Below are 15,017 nucleotides of genomic sequence, written 5' to 3'. Positions count from 1 at the left end.
ATGCTGTTTGAAGTCCGGTTACAGATTCAGGTTGATACCGAGGGAGAACGACCGCAACACGGGGTATGCATCGTAATTGCCGGAATAGGTTTTGTAACTATAGGGATTGTACAGGTTGAGCGGGTTTGTCGCCACCAGGTACAACCGCACGCCGGATACGCCGATGTTGCGGGCCACGGTGGGCGACAGCTCATACGACAGGTTCGCGTTCCGGACCGATAGTTCGAACGAATTCTTGAACCAGAAATCGGAATCCAGCTGATTCTGGCCGCGGTAGTACGGGCTGCCATACGTCGCGTTCGGGTTTTCAGGCGTCCAGTGGTCCGTCAGGAAAAACGGCACATTGGTGATGGCGTTGACCTGCGCGCTGGTATTCCAGCCTCTGGCGGCGCTTTCGATCATGGCCCTGCCGCCAAAGCTTCCGCCCATGACAAACGAGAAGGACAGTTTCTTATAGCTCGTCGAGAAGTTGAGACCCAGGCCGAAGTGGTTGCTCTGTTTGGGCGTCAGCCATTCCTTGTCTTCTTCGGTGATTTTGCCGTCGGGTGCGCCGTAGCTCACCGTGCCGTCGGCACTGAAGGTCTTCAGCCCGCGTACGTCCTGGTAGTACAGCATACCCGGTTTGGGCGCTACGCCTTCAATGGTGTAGCTGGGATACTTTGCCAGCAGCGCGTCAACATCCGCCTGACTACGCAGCATACCGGCATAGCGGTAGCCGAGGATACCCCGGTCGGTGGAGCGACCGTTGGGGTCGCGGTAGGTGCCGACGAAACCTTTGTCGACGTCCACCCTGATCTGTTTGTTATCACTCCAGGAGAAGAACCCGCCGATCCGGTAGCTCCAGTCTTTGCGGAAGGAGCCGTTCCAGTTCACCGAAAATTCTCCCCCGAAACCGTCTACCGACGCATAGTTTTCCGAAGGCAGCGACGCCCCTACGGTCAGTGGTACCGACGACGAAATCGCCGTCAGCATGTTGTAGCGGTGGTCGTAGAACCCGTCGAGGTTGGTCGACAGGCGTCCGTTAAAGAACTGAGCGTCAATACCGAAGTTGTACTTCGTGTTGTCGTCCCAGCGGGCATTGGGGTTGGCCATCGCGTTTTTCGTGGTGAAGACGATGGTCCGGTCCGCGTTCCCGCCGAATACGGGGCCCTTGCCGGTTTGCGCCGTGGAGTAGCTGGAAATCCAGTTGTAAGCCCGGGTGGCGTCTCCGCCCAGCATCCCGATTGACGCCCTGATTTTCAGGAAATTAACGAAGCGTATGTTCGATTTGAAGAAGTTTTCTTCCGACATCACCCAGCCCAGGGAGAGCGACGGGAAGGTACCCCAGCGCTTGTCCGGTGCGAAGTTGGTAGACGCATCCCGGCGGATGGCCAGTTCAGCCAGATACTTGCCGTCATAGACATAGTTGACCCGCCCGGCAAACGACAGCGTCCCTGATTCCGACGCCACCTCCGTCACGGTATTGGTACCCGTCCCGTAGCCCATGTTGTCGAGACCGTCGGGAATAATGCCTTCAATCATGGCGGTGGTACCGTCGACCGACGTCTCGGATTGCTCGAAGAATGCAATCGCTGAAATAGCATGTTTACCGAATTCCCGGTCGTAATTCAGGTATCCGTTGAACTGATAGGAATCGGTATACCCGGGGTTAATGCGGATGCGGTCGCCGTTGTTGAGGGATACGATACTCTTCACCCCACCGCCGTAGATATGCTTGTGGTCGCCGAGCATGTTGAAGGTATAGACATTGTATTTCGTGCCGTACTGCTTCCCGAAGTTATTGTCCATCGTTTTGTTGAAAAGCAGCCGCGCCTTCAGGCCTGGGATAAACGGCATGTCGTACTCCAGGTTGGCAGTCACGTTCAGGCCCGTGTTCCGGGTCATGGTGTAGTTATTGCCTTTCTGCACTTCGAAAAAGTGGAAGTTTTCGCTCGCTGAACCGGAGGAGTTCGTCGTCAGCGCCGGGAGTCCGTCTACATAAGCAGGCTTGAATTGCGCCGTATAAAGCAGGCTCTGCATGTCTTTTTCCGGGCTTTCACCACCCTGCTTGAGGAAGTACATGCGTTTCTGGGACAGGTCTCCGGCCACGATCAGACCGGCTTTGAACCCTTTGGCTACTTTGACATCGGCCGCCGCCCGAAAGGTCCATTTATCGGCGTTGACGTTGTCGAAGTTAGCGTCCTGGTTGTTGTAGGATACGCTGGCGAAGTAGGTCGACCGCTCATTTCCTCCGCTCACGTTCAGCGCATGACGCTGTACCGACGAAGGCTTCCACGCGGTGCGGAGCCAGTCCAGGTTATTTTTCTTAAAGTAATCGAGCTCATCCGGGCTGTAAATCAACGGGTCCGAAGCGGCTTTGCCACCGGCGAAATTGTAGTCGTTGGTATACGTAGCCAGCTCGTATCCGTTCATCATCTTCGGCAGCATCGCCGCGTCCGAAATCCCATAGGAACCGCTGTAGCTGAATTTAGGCGCTCCGGCTTTTCCCTTTTTGGTCGTGATGACGACCACGCCCTGGTTGGCCCGCGCGCCGTAAATCGCAGCAGCGGCATCTTTGAGGACGGAAATCTGGTCTACTTCGGTGACGTCGAGGAGGTTAAAATCGTCTTCCGACCGGACCACGTTGTCAATGACATACAGCGGCCGAAGCGTGCCTCCGTCTTTCGACAAAACAATCGGGTTGCGGATAGTAATCTGCGCATTGTCTCCGGGGCGGCTCGTTCCGCCGGAAACCCCTACACCCGGCATCTGGGAAACCAGCGCCGCCGACAGACTGCCGACGGGCAGGTCCTGTACTTTCTTCATGTCGACTGTCGCGACCGCGCCCGTCAGGTGAATCTTTTTCTGGGTACCGTATCCCACGACCACCACTTCGTCCAGCGCGGCGGCGTCTTCCTCCATCACGATCTCGATGGTCGTTTGCCCGTTGGCCGATACTTCCTGTACTTTATACCCTACTGAACTGATAATCAGGGTTTCCTTTCCGGTTGGCAGGTTGATATTGAAGATCCCGTTGGCGTTTGTAACGGTACCGGTTTTGGTTCCCTTGATCAGGATGCTGACGCCGGGAATACCCTTGCCGTTCTTGTCTTTGACCGACCCGGTGATGTTTTCGGTGGGACGGCTGACCGACAGGCGACTGCCTGCGTGAGGGTCGCCCGCCGTCTCCGCCCGGAGCGGCGGGCAAAGCAGGGGCAGCGCAGACAGGCAGAGAAGGGCGATCCGCCGGTCTGCCCGTTTGGGTAGAATTCGATTCATCGTTACCAGAGAAGTTTAGCGTAGTATCAGGAGTGAGGGTATCAGTGACGCGCGTTGCGGCGCTCCTGCCATTCCTGCCCGGCTTTTTTCATGTCGATACCGGAGGCAGACAGGTAGTTGTTGATTTTGCCTTTGTATTTGCCGAACCAGGCGTGTTTTTTCTCGGACGTTTCAGCGTCCATCGCATGCTCGCGGGCTTCGGTCAGGTAGCTGAGTATCTGCGATTTCTGCTCGGCGGTGAGGTTCGGAAGCATGTCCAGGTAGCCCTGATAGGTAATCGGCAGTACGCGGTAGGTCATTCCATCCTTGACCTGATCAACCTGCGCAGCCGTCAGTTCAGACGACAACGCTTTAATATATACGTCATGTAGTTCGTTCCGTTTTTTTTCCGTGCGGGTTTCAAGGGCGGTCATTTCTGCGGCCGGGGCTTCTTTGGCTTTCAGGTCAGCAGCCTCTGTTTTCCGGGATTCCTGCAGGTCATTCAGCCGGCGGTACTGGCCGGCGATCAGCTGCGTGACGCGGTCGGCTTTGCCCGCGTCCGTCAGCCCGAGTGTCGCTGTAATTTTTGCGGCACGCTCTGTGATCACCCGCGTGTAGGCGTCGTCCTGCGCCCGTACACCGCTTGCACTCACCAGCAGCAGGCACCATCCCAAAAAACCGATTCGAAGATTCATGTGATTCTGTTCTTGTTCTATTTTTCAATAGGATAGTACAAATTTCTCCCGGAACGGCCCTGGTTTTGTGCTGGTTATTGCCAAGTTACTATATGAAATTATCATATAATATACCCATATTGTTATATTTGCCGTCAATAATCGGCATTTTCTGTAAAAAACGGGGCTATGCCACAGAAATGCCGGGTGATACGGCATTGAAGAGAAGAATCTCCGGTTCTCCCAAACAACAGGGAAAGTTTCTCCGGCAGCCGTCTCTTGTTACGACAGACCTTTTTCGGAAAGGTTTTCCCTCTTGACCGATTGACGATGAAACCTCTTTTTCGCAAGGTAACGGCCAGTCCGGAGACCTCCTTTACGGTCTGGCACAACCAGTTACCGCATTTTAAAAATATCTGGCATTACCATCCGGAGCTCGAACTGCACTACATCGTCCGGGGAGAAGGCGTGCGGTTTATCGGAGATAATATCAGCAACTTTTCGCATGGGGAGATTGTCTTCGTCGGCGAAAACCTGCCCCATACCTGGCGCAGCTCCGACGAGTACTTCCGAAATGATCCCGACCTGCATATTGAAGTGATTGTGCTGCAGTTTTTGCCGAACTGCCTGGGCGATTTTCTGCTCCGGCTACCGGAAGCCTACCTCCTGCCCCGCCTCTATGAAAAGGCGAAAAGCGGCATGGTCATCGAAGGCGAAGCGCGGGAAAGACTCATTCCGCTGATGCAGGCGGCAGCGGCAGCCACTAACCTCGACCGGATTATTCTGCTACTTTCCATCCTCAAGATTCTGGCGGAAACGGACGAGTACTCGACCATCGTCAACGGTCACAACGTCTTCTATCAATCCAACGAATCCGATACGCTGCGGCTCAATAAGGTATGCAATTATACCCTGGCGAATTACCGCAAGGAGATTACGCTGGCGGAGATTTCATCGATCAGTAACCTCAGCGTCACGTCGTTCTGCCGGTACTTCAAGATGATGACGAACAAAACGTATTATGATTTTCTGATTGAAATCCGCATCAGCCATGCCTGTCGGGCACTGGTGGAAGACAAGGTTCCGACGGAAGTCATCTGCTTCGACTGCGGGTTCAACAACGTCTCCAACTTCTACCGGCATTTCAAGAAAGTCACCGGCGTGACGCCTATGGAGTACAAGAAAAAATACTTCAACAAAACGAAGTAGTGCCTACCGGCGGCGCAGGGCGCCATCCAGTTCATAGGTTTTTCCTTTTTCGGTCGAAAACGTCGTTTCCTGGCCTGCATACCGGAGGCGGCAGGGTTGTCCGGCCAGGGATCTGACACGGAGCGTTGTCAGCCGGCCGTCTTTCCACGCATACTCCAGCTCAAAGCCGCCACGGGCGCGCAGACCGCTTGCCTTTCCGTCTTTCAGAAGAGCCGGCAAAGCAGGCAGCAGGTCAATGGCTCCGTCGTGGCTTTGCAGGAGCATTTCAGCGATACCCGCCGCACCACCGAAGTTGCCGTCGATCTGAAACGGCGGATGCGCGTCAAACAGGTTGGTATACGAACCTCCTGATCCGGAAGTCGGTCGCAGCAGCAGGCGGACCAGTTTCAACGCATGCTCTCCTTCCAGAAAGCGCGCCCGGAAATTGATTTTCCAGGCCAGGCTCCAGCCGGTACCTTCGTCGCCCCGGTACGTCAGCGACTGCCGCGCGGCCCGCATCAGCTCCGGCGATTTGTGCCAGGTAATGTCGTCTCCCGGGTGCACGCCCCACAGATGCGATACGTGGCGATGGCGGTTAGTGGTATCGTCCAGATCGGTCAGCCACTCCTGCAACTGCCCGTACCGGCCGATGCGGTTGGGCGCCAGTTGCTGCTCTTTTTTCAACAGCTCCTGACGGAATGTATCATCAGCGCCCAGTACCTCCGCCGCACGGGCCGTATTGCGGAACAGGGTTCGGATGATCTGGTGGTCCATCGTCGGACCGGCCACGAGTCCGCCGTTTTCCGGCGAGTTGGAGGGAGTACTGATCAACCGGCCCGTTGCGGGGTCTTTCACCAGAAAATCACAGAAAAATCCGGCAGCCTCTTTCATCGCCGGATAGCCCTTCTCCCGAAGAAAAACGACATCTCCCGTAAACAGATAATGCTCCCACAGATGCTGGCAGAGCCACGCCGCGCCGCTCACCCAGATACCGTGGTTCGAGGCGTTGATCGGGGCCGTTCCCCGCCAGAGATCCGTGTTGTGGTGCAATACCCAGCCCCGGGCGTTGTAGTACTTCCTGGCAGTTTCTTTTCCATTGATTATCAGTTCATTAATCATCATGAACAGAGGCTCGTGCAGCGCCGGAAGGTTCAGTACTTCTGCCGGCCAGTAATTCATTTCGAGGTTGATATTCGTGGTATACTTGCTTCCCCACGGTGGCGAGAGCAACTCGTTCCAGATACCCTGCAAATTGGCCGGTTGTGTACCCGGCCGCGACGCTGCGATGAGTAAATACCGGCCATACTGCAAATACAGGGCCATAAACGACGGATCGGGCGATTCGGAAAAACGGGCCAGGCGCTCGTCGGTCGGTTTCGGATCCGTCTCTTCTCCAAAGGCCATAGTCAGCCGGTCGTAATACGCTCGGTACTCCCGGATATGCCGCCCGCGCAGTACTTCCCAGGATTTGCCGGACAACGCGCCGAGAACCCGCGCGCAGGTACGGTCCGGCTTGCCGGAAATATCGTGCGGATCGACAAAATTGGTCGCCGCGGTGAGATACAGGCGGGCATCGTCGGCGCCGGATACGGAAACCGAGGTATCGGTAACCAGGATACGACCTCCGTTTGCTTCAATCCGTAGCCAGCTTTCACCAAATAGCGCCCCTTTGCGGACGGCCACGCGGAGCGCCAGTGTATTGTCGTCGATTTTCCGGGTCGAAAATCCTTCGTGCGGGCTTTTGAGAATGGCATCGAAAGATACCTTTCCCGGACGGTCTCCTGAAAGCCGTACCGCCAGTACCTGATCCGGCTGGCTCACAAATACTTCCCGGAGGTACCCTACTCCTCCTGCCTGAAAACGGGTACGGGAAACCGCATCTTCCAGGGTGAGTTCCCGCTCGTAGTTTGCCACGTTACCGAGATCAGGCATACGGATGATCAGGTCGCCAAAGGGCTGGTAGTCCGCCTGGTACTTCCCCACCGCCGGCGGGTCGTCGTCCTGAATCCGGAATTTCCAGTGGCCGTTGAGGGATAGCTTGTCTCCAGCCGGTACGTCGGCAGGGTAGATACCGATGTGCCGGGAGGTATCCTTGTATCCTCCGATGCCTCCTTTATCAAAGAAATTGAGAACCTGTATGGCGAGGAGGTTCCGGCCCGGGCGCAGCGCCTCCTTCGGCAATCGGTATTTGCGGGGTTCGCTACCGGTGGTCTCCCCTACCCTGACGCCGTTGATGTACGTAACATCCTGATCCCGAACCCGATTCAGATCCAGTATCAGGTCTTTACCCTGCCAGCCGGCGGGTAGTTCAAACGTTGTCCGGAACCAGACGGCCCCGTCGAGGCCTTCGTATCCAACGCTCTCCCAACCCTCGTAGGCGGGGACAGGCATGGTCGCCCAAGTGCCGTCATCGTCCTCCGGGTCAGCCGGATTACCGGGAATTCCGGCACCGGAGCGGACTTTTTTCAGCCAGACGTCCCGGCTTTCTTCCTCGCTTTTCAGGCCCATGAAATGCGTCTGGGCCAATTCTTCTGCCTCTTTTTGTTTTCCCCCGGAAAGTAATTTGCGGATCGGCGCGAGGTATGCCGATGCGCCGGGACGGTTGTAATCGCGCGGGGCGCCCGTCCAGAGCGTCTCTTCGTTAAACTGAATCCGTTCGTTAGTGGTACCGCCAAACACCATCGCGCCGATCCGGCCGTTTCCCAGGGGCAGGGCATCCGTCCATTTAACGGCCGGTTGCCGGTACCAGAGGCGGTAAGGTTGGCCATTCACCGTCGCGACGGCAAACAGCAAGCAGCCTAAAGCGAGTATTTTTTTCATGGAAGCCGGGCAATGGCGTCGGCAGGTACTTCCTGTTCGCGTTGGATGATTGCCTTCTTCAGGTGATTTCCGGTAACGACAATACCCGCGCTTTCCGATCCGCTGACGCGCAGGAAGACGTCCGCTAATGCCGGGAGAAATAACCCGGAAACGAGGGCTTCTGTCACATTTTTCAGGTCGATAACGGGAGCGCCTGCTACTGCCTTCTCCGTCCTTAATCCGTTGATTTCCAAGCCGGAAACGCGATCGGCTGTCACGGCGGGACCTTGTGTTGTGGTCAGCGTAACATCCCGGAAAACAACCTGCCGGGCATTTCCGAGTACAAAGCCGGTTTCGGTTCGGAACCGCAATCCGGTAAAACTGATATCCTCAACCGGCATTTCTTCCAGTCCGTTGACGTACCCGGCCTGTTTACCGCTGGCGGATATATTCGACAGGTGAATCCGCCGGAAGGCGGGTGTCCGCCCGGAAACAGGTTCGGGGTTTGTTTTGACGTATTGCGTGTCGAGGACGACGGCCTGCTCCCGGATATTCCGCATGATGACGTTGTCGACGCGGATGTCTTCCACTACCCCGCCGCGACCGCGGGCGGTTTTGATGCGGATGCCGCGGTCCGTTCCGTCGAAAATGCAGTTGGAAATCACGATGTTCCGCACCCCGCCCGACATCTCGCTGCCGATCACGACGCCTCCGTGCCCCGAGAGCATGGTACAGTTTGTAATCGTATGATTCTCAGCGGGTACATTGCTTTTCCGGCCGGATCTGTCCTTGCCTGATTTGATGGTGATGCAATCGTCCCCGACACTGATGTGACAGTTTGAAATATGCACATTCTTACAGGATTCAGGGTTGATGCCGTCGGTATTGGGCGATTGGGGATTGTCGATCGTTACTCCCGAAACCGTCACGTTGTCGCAATACTCGGGGTTGACCGTCCAGAAGGGAGAGTTCGTAATCGTGACTCCTTCTATCTGCACATTTTTACAATGCATGAACTGGATAAACGGAGGACGTAGAAAGCCTCTTTCCACCCACCCCGGTAAATCCGGATGTAATACGTCTTTGTTGAGACGATGGAATTCGTCCTGCCATTTCGACCCTGGCGAATTCTTGACGATTACTTCGGAATAGTGCCACCATTTTCGTCCATGCCCATGTAATAATCCCCGTCCTTGGATGGCGATATTTTCGGCGTGATCGGCATAGATCAGCGGGGAAAAATTGATCACGTCGGTACCTTCCCAACGGGACGGTACCATGGGCAGGTACTGGTCAAAATCATCCGAAAAATGAATCTCCGCACCGGCGTCGATCAGCAGGGTAATGTGGCTTCTCAGGTGAATAGGACCTGTTTTGTACAGACCCGGCGGGAAATAGACCGTTCCGCCGCCGACCTTTGCCGCTGCTTCGATCGCCTTCCGGATAGCCGTTGTCGCTAACTGGCTGCTGTCCCGGCGGGCGCCGAAACGCGTCACATCGACGTATTGCTGCGCCGAAACCATACCGGCTGTCAGCCAGAGTACCGGAATCAGCTTAGAGAGTAACCCGAAGCGGGCGGACCGTCCGGGCCTGTGCCACTTTTTTTCCATCGGCAAAAACCAAAAATCCTTTTCCTTTTCCGTATTTCCGGCCGGTGCGGTCGTACAGCACCGTCAGCGTCCTGCCGTGATAGGGTACGCCGTCGAGGCAAAACCAGTCCCACGTGTTTTCAGGCAGTAATGGCTTGATATCCAGACTATTTCCCTCAGCGGGGCGAATACCAATCAGGTCGTTGATGACCAGGTCCGCAAAGCCGGAGTGGTTGTAAAACTTGCTTCGCGGAATATCTCCTTTGAGCCATTCTCCCGTCTTTTCATCCTGATACTCACCGAGATAGATATGCCCGTTAAGGGTATGGGAGCGGGCATACCGGAGCAGCTCTCCGTAAAACACGGGCGGGGTCATTGTACCGTGGTGGCGGTAATTATCCAAAAGATTGGCGAGGGCTTTGAGCGTTTGGGTAGTAGCATAGGGCCAGACGGGGCCGTCCCACTCACATCCGTGGCCGGAGCCATGCGTCCGGAAAAGCGGGTGGCGGCGCTCGGCAGTCGTCAGTCCCCATTTCGCGCGGAATCCTTTTTCGTCTGTCAATTGGTCCCAGGCGGCAGCATACTCCGGCTTATCGGCAGGCAGGTTGAAGTACCAGGGAATGTACCCGATCGCTTCGCGCGCGTCGGCGAAGCCGCCTTTTTCCTTTTTAACTTTGAAGAATACTGCCCGGGCGTCCCACAGGCTGTCAACAGTCAGTTTCTGCAGCCGGTCCGCTTCTTTTTTATAAACTACCTGAAGGGAATCGTTCCCGATAAGCTTCGCCATGCGACTGATTGCCAGCGCATTGCCAAACATATAACTATTGATCGTCGGACGTCGGTTTTTCTCTTTGCGGGAACCGCTGATTGATTCCTCCATGGCGTCTTTTACATCAAACTGATAGAAAAGCCCACCCGGCAGGCACCGCTCTTCTTCCCACCGGCGGTAGTCTGCTGCCAGCGCGGGGAGATTTTGGTGGATAAATTCCCCGTCGGGCTGCACGAGGTAACGGGCATACACCGCGTCGTCGATCCAGCTGCTGAACGCATGGAAACGCTGCACGCTATGCTTCGGGTCGACATACAGCCAGAAACGGATGTAATCGTCCAGGTACTGCTGATTCCGCAGCCAGCGCCCCTCGTAGATATGGTGCCCCAGCGCGCTGCTGATGGCATTGTGCTTGCCGGCGTGGTTGACTTTGGTAATGAATTCGGTGAAAATAAAACCATCAGGTGTTTCCTTGAGGTGTTTGCGGAGTGACCACCACCGGAAATCATATACCGTCTGCAATACCGAATCGGGGCAGTCGAAAAGAGGGACATTCGCCATCAGCCAGTCGTACGAGGCGGCATTGGGTACGTAGTTCTTCACCGCTTCTTCGGCGTCGACGGCATTGAAATACGCCACGTTTTTCCGGAGACGGTCGCCATTGAGTACATACAGACGTTGGGCCTGCACCGACAGCGTTCCCGCGAAAAGCAGCAAAAAGAGGAAAGAGGTTCTCATGAATCAGTCAACATTCGTGCGGATTTCGCGGGTGCGCAGGTCTTCGTTTCCCGAAACAAAGCCAAGCAACAGGCAAACGCCTTTGCCGAATCGGAGCGTATGCATCCCCGATACAGGTGCCTCGCAGGACCATTTCGGGTTGATCTTTTACCAGCAAGGTTTCAGGAATTTTTCCGCTTTCACGGATACGCGCCGCGAGCTCCAGGCAGCCGTAGAGTGCGCCTGACGCGTCTCCCCCGCGTACAACGAGGTTTTTTCCCGATTTTCTTTCGAGGAAAAATCCCTCCTTTCCCGGCCAGCCGACCGAATCAGCGGATACTGCTTTGAATGTCACAACAATACGAGTTTTCCCGCGCGACGGAACAACGTGGTATCCGGCTGTCGTCAAAGCCTCTCTTACTTTTCCAACGCCGAAGCGCACACGCGAATGATCGGGAAAAACCAATGTGACAGTTTGTCCCGTTCGGGCAAACGACGGCAAAGCAGCAAACAGAAGGAAGAGAATGCGCGTCATGTAATCAGTCAATTCAGGCTTGACAAAATTATATCGGCTTCCAGGGGGAAATGTCTACCATGTTGGCGGGTGACTGTATCATCTTAGCATACCGGTTTAGCGGATCAGTTGGGGTAGCCGGTATCGGTTCAGGTACTTTCTTTTGCTAACAGAGCGTATTGGGTATACCGGCTTTCCGTGATCCGAGAAACAACCTGTCTGGTCCATACACGGCAAAAAATGTCACCCTCTCAAAAAAGTGTGACAAACAGCTGTCACCAGCCAATCCTTGCTTTGCAGCGTCAGTCCGGACTGATACTTGCATCCAATGAACTATTCAATAACGAATCATGGAAAAAAGAACCATCGACCCGTGGGCTTGGGGTAAAAACACGAATTCTGTACAAGCTGTCGAGATCCGGCAACCCTCCGGCACGCTCTACTGCTCCGGCCAGGCTGCTATTGACGCCAACGGAGCACCGCTCGCCGCAGCAATGCGGGAACAGCTGACGCAAACATTCCACAACCTCGAACAACTGATCGGCGAGGCCGGATATGCCTGCAGCGGCATCGTCAGGCTGAATGTTTATACTACATCGACTACTGATTTTTTCGCGACCTGTGGCGATTTGTATCAGGAGTGGATCGCCGAACACGACGTCCGGCAGGCTACCTCGCTCATTGAGGTAAAGGGCCTGTTTGCCGGATTGACGATTGAACTCGAAGCTACCGTCGTAAAATAATGACTTCACCACCCTGGGTTGACTACCGTTGGCCCGGGGTATTTTTACTATTGACTAAAATGAACAGAATTATCGACGAAGCGGATCTGCTCTATGTAGAAAGCAAGGCGGAATGGAGAGCCTGGCTGGAAGAAAACCACGCCGAAAAAACCGGGGTTTGGCTTGTTAACTACAAGAAACAGACGGGCTCCCGCACCCTGAGCTGGAGCGATGCAGTAGACGAAGCCCTGTGTTTCGGGTGGATAGACAGTACCGCGCGGTCTTTGGATGAACAGCGTTACGCCCAGTTTTTCAGCCCGCGGAAGCCCCGGAGTACCTGGTCAAAGATCAACAAGGAAAAGGTGAAAACACTGATCGCCAGCGGCTTAATGAAACCCGCGGGCCTCGCCTGTATCAAAGTCGCCCGGCAGAACGGCTCCTGGACGCTGCTCGATTCGGTGGAAGCGCTGAAAGTACCCAAAGATCTGCGGGAGGCGTTGATACCGGCCCCGAAAGCGAAGCTGTTTTTCAGCAAACTGAGCCCATCAGCCCAAAAAGTACTTCTGCAATGGCTCGTTCTGGCCAAAACGCCTGAAACGAGACATACCCGGATTGACGAAATCATCCGGAACGGGACGGAAGGGCTGATGCCAAAAGCGTTTCGCCGGCCGGGCAAGCCGTAAAACCGTTCTCCGCAGGTTATCCAATACGCCTCGTCAGGCGACGGGGTTTCGTTTTAATCCCGCCCGGACAATTGCCAGTGCTTCCTCCTGCAAACCTTCCGGCTCGGCAATATGGCCGATGTCTACATACTTCAGGAACCAGCGGACGAACGCCGTCGGATGCATGCGGCAGGTGAAATACATCACTACGTGCCCATCCACCCGCTCTTCGCGTTCATAACCGAATACCTGCCGTTCCCAAAAGAGGTAGTGTGCAAATTCCCGGTCGACGTGGATCACGATCCGGGTGGCATAAGCTGCTATATCCTGCCTGCGCAGTTCGTCGACCGGCGGGTGTTTTCGGGTAAACCCCTTCCCCGAAAGCCGCACTTCGCGGATACGGTCGAGCCTGAAATTCCGATAATCCTGTCTCAGGTGACAATAAGCCAGTACATACCAGAACTGGTTCTGGTAAAACACGCCGACAGCCTCTATCTCTCGGCTTACGGCATCCGTCCCGCTGCTTTTTATATATTGGATATGCGCTATTTTTTGTGTGACGGTACTTTTCAGAAGGACGTCGATAATATCCGGAAGGTACTCGGTGGTCCGGGTCTGATCCGCGAACAGAAGCTTGTCTTCCAGGGATTGAACCTGGTCTTTCTGCCGCAACTCAAAAGACCCTTTGATCTTGGTAAGGGCCGATTCAAAGTTCGTTTTGATAAACTGCGTCTGATGCCCCTGCATGACCTTTTCTGCAATAGTCAGGCTCAGAATTTCCTCGGGTGTGAACCGGGACGGTTGAATCCGGTATCCTTCCATAATGGAATAACCCACTCCGTGTTCCTGAACGATAGGCACACCAGCCGCCTGTAACGCGTTCAGGTCGCGGTAAATGGTTCGCTTGCTTGCGTCAAAACGGTTTTGCAGCTCTTCGATGCTGACCACAGACCGGGACTGAAGCACAAAAAACAACCGCAGAATGCGGTCAAACCGCCTGGTTATTTCCATCGTTAATCAACCGATTTTTCCGAAGCGACTGACCGGGTCTCCGCCGGTCAGTCATTTCCTTTTGATATTTTTTTGAAAATAATATGAGATTTTTTACCTATTGTGTTTCTTTGATTGTTCCTCCTGTCCAACCAAACCTATGAAGCCGGTATCGAAAGGTAAAACAAAGTACGTTATCTCCTTCAAAACCCTTCCTTACACCAGACCGCCGGCACCATTCGGTTTCGTTCCGGAAAATATTCAACTCCGTTCTCCACTGAAATTACCAACCAAATCTCTCTATGAAACAGTTTTTATTCCTCGCAGGCACCTGGTGGCTGTCGGTGAGCAGTCCCTGCTTTGCCCAGCACGAAACCGATCACTGGGCATGCGGTAACTACTCCTTCTTTCGCTTCGGGTCCGGATTGTCTCAGGCCGGAGAAGCAAGCCGGATACGGCAACTGGAAGGAAGCGCCGTTGTTTCGGACGCCCAAAGCGGGCAGCTCCTCTTTTACTCCGACGGCGTGAGCGTCTGGGGAAAAGACCATCAGTTACTTCCCAACGGAACTGGTCTGAAAGGAAGTCCGACCTCCACCCAGTCTGCACTCATCGTTCCCTTTCCGGGCCGGGAGGGGCAGTATTACCTTTTTTCTGTCAAAGCCTATGACGACGGCCCCGACGGCGGCCTCCATTACTCGGTGGTAGACACCCGGCTCCGTAACGGCCTGGGTGATGTCACGGAGAAGAACCGGTTGCTTGAGTCGATGACGACGGAGAAACTGACAGCCGTTCCGCATGCCAACGGGCACGACTACTGGATTCTTGCCCATGCCTGGAACAGTGACGCTTTTCTGGTCTATCTGCTGACGTCGGAAGGCATCACCGAAAGCAAACGGATGGCGGTGGGCAGTTTTCATGCGAAAGGAAAAGTCAGCGATGCTGAGTCGATGGGCTATCTCAAAGCCTCCCCGAACGGAAAAATGCTGGCGGCCGCTGTTTACGGAACAGATCGTCCTTTTGAGGTATTTGATTTCGATGCCGGCAAAGGAGAAATCACCAACGCGCGCAGCCTGGGAAATTTTACGGGACAATACGGCGTCTCGTTTTCGCCCGACAATACCCGGCTGTACCTGACGGGTCTGTATGCGCATCAGGA

At 54.9% G+C, this 15,017-nt stretch carries 11 protein-coding genes; 4 read left to right on the top strand and 7 right to left on the bottom strand.

Annotation, left to right across the window (positions count from 1 at the left end; translation table 11 throughout):
* Positions 1-18: 18 nt before the first annotated feature.
* On the bottom strand, positions 19-3,258 hold the full coding sequence (locus BLR09_RS00055; protein WP_093196292.1) for a SusC/RagA family TonB-linked outer membrane protein: 3,240 nt from the start codon (positions 3,256-3,258) through the stop codon (positions 19-21).
* Positions 3,259-3,299: 41 nt separating this feature from the next.
* A complete protein-coding gene (locus tag BLR09_RS00050; RefSeq protein WP_093196290.1) occupies positions 3,300-3,932 on the bottom strand; it encodes a DUF3826 domain-containing protein in 633 nt (210 codons plus the stop codon).
* A 309-nt stretch (positions 3,933-4,241) separates the two neighbouring features.
* On the opposite strand from BLR09_RS00050, the gene BLR09_RS00045 reads away from it, so the two are divergent.
* Positions 4,242-5,120 (top strand): AraC family transcriptional regulator, encoded by an 879-nt coding sequence (locus BLR09_RS00045; protein ID WP_093196289.1) that lies wholly within the window; start codon positions 4,242-4,244, stop codon positions 5,118-5,120.
* Positions 5,121-5,123: 3 nt separating this feature from the next.
* On the opposite strand, the gene BLR09_RS00040 is transcribed toward BLR09_RS00045, so the two are convergent.
* Genes BLR09_RS00040 through BLR09_RS00025 form a run of 4 tightly spaced genes read right to left on the bottom strand, consistent with a single transcriptional unit; the run spans position 5,124 to position 11,508 of the window.
* Complete coding sequence (locus tag BLR09_RS00040; protein ID WP_093196287.1) at positions 5,124-7,919, bottom strand: glycoside hydrolase family 95 protein; 2,796 nt, start codon at positions 7,917-7,919, stop codon at positions 5,124-5,126.
* Positions 7,916-9,508 carry a glycoside hydrolase family 28 protein gene (locus tag BLR09_RS00035; protein ID WP_093196285.1) on the bottom strand — a complete coding sequence of 531 codons (1,593 nt, stop codon included), beginning with the start codon at positions 9,506-9,508 and terminating at the stop codon, positions 7,916-7,918. The genes BLR09_RS00040 and BLR09_RS00035 overlap by 4 nt, the downstream gene beginning before the upstream one ends.
* Positions 9,453-10,994, bottom strand: coding sequence for an MGH1-like glycoside hydrolase domain-containing protein (locus BLR09_RS00030; RefSeq protein WP_093196283.1), 1,542 nt, complete (start codon positions 10,992-10,994; stop codon positions 9,453-9,455). Before BLR09_RS00030 ends, BLR09_RS00035 begins: the two co-directional genes overlap by 56 nt.
* Positions 10,995-11,001: 7 nt before the next feature.
* Entirely contained in the window at positions 11,002-11,508 is a 507-nt protein-coding gene (locus BLR09_RS00025; RefSeq protein WP_093196281.1) for a hypothetical protein, read from the bottom strand.
* A gap of 329 nt (positions 11,509-11,837) precedes the next feature.
* On the opposite strand from BLR09_RS00025, the gene BLR09_RS00020 reads away from it, so the two are divergent.
* Both BLR09_RS00020 and BLR09_RS00015 read left to right on the top strand, forming a co-directional pair.
* Positions 11,838-12,230, top strand: a complete 393-nt coding sequence (locus tag BLR09_RS00020) for a RidA family protein (RefSeq protein WP_093196279.1) — start codon at positions 11,838-11,840, stop codon at positions 12,228-12,230.
* Between the two features lie 59 nt (positions 12,231-12,289).
* Positions 12,290-12,892, top strand: coding sequence for a YdeI/OmpD-associated family protein (locus tag BLR09_RS00015; protein WP_093196277.1), 603 nt, complete (start codon positions 12,290-12,292; stop codon positions 12,890-12,892).
* 33 nt (positions 12,893-12,925) lie between these two features.
* On the opposite strand, the gene BLR09_RS00010 is transcribed toward BLR09_RS00015, so the two are convergent.
* Entirely contained in the window at positions 12,926-13,882 is a 957-nt protein-coding gene (locus tag BLR09_RS00010) for a helix-turn-helix transcriptional regulator (RefSeq protein ID WP_093196275.1), read from the bottom strand.
* 281 nt (positions 13,883-14,163) lie between these two features.
* Here BLR09_RS00010 and BLR09_RS00005 point away from each other — a divergent pair.
* Positions 14,164-15,017: hypothetical protein (locus tag BLR09_RS00005; RefSeq protein ID WP_093196273.1), on the top strand; the 854-nt coding region annotated here is incomplete at its 3' end.

It is taken from the genome of Siphonobacter aquaeclarae (genome assembly GCF_900103285.1).
Classification (GTDB): domain Bacteria; phylum Bacteroidota; class Bacteroidia; order Cytophagales; family Spirosomataceae; genus Siphonobacter; species Siphonobacter aquaeclarae.
The sequence above is the reverse complement of the archived record's forward strand: the minus strand, read 5'-3'. Positions and strand labels throughout refer to the sequence as shown.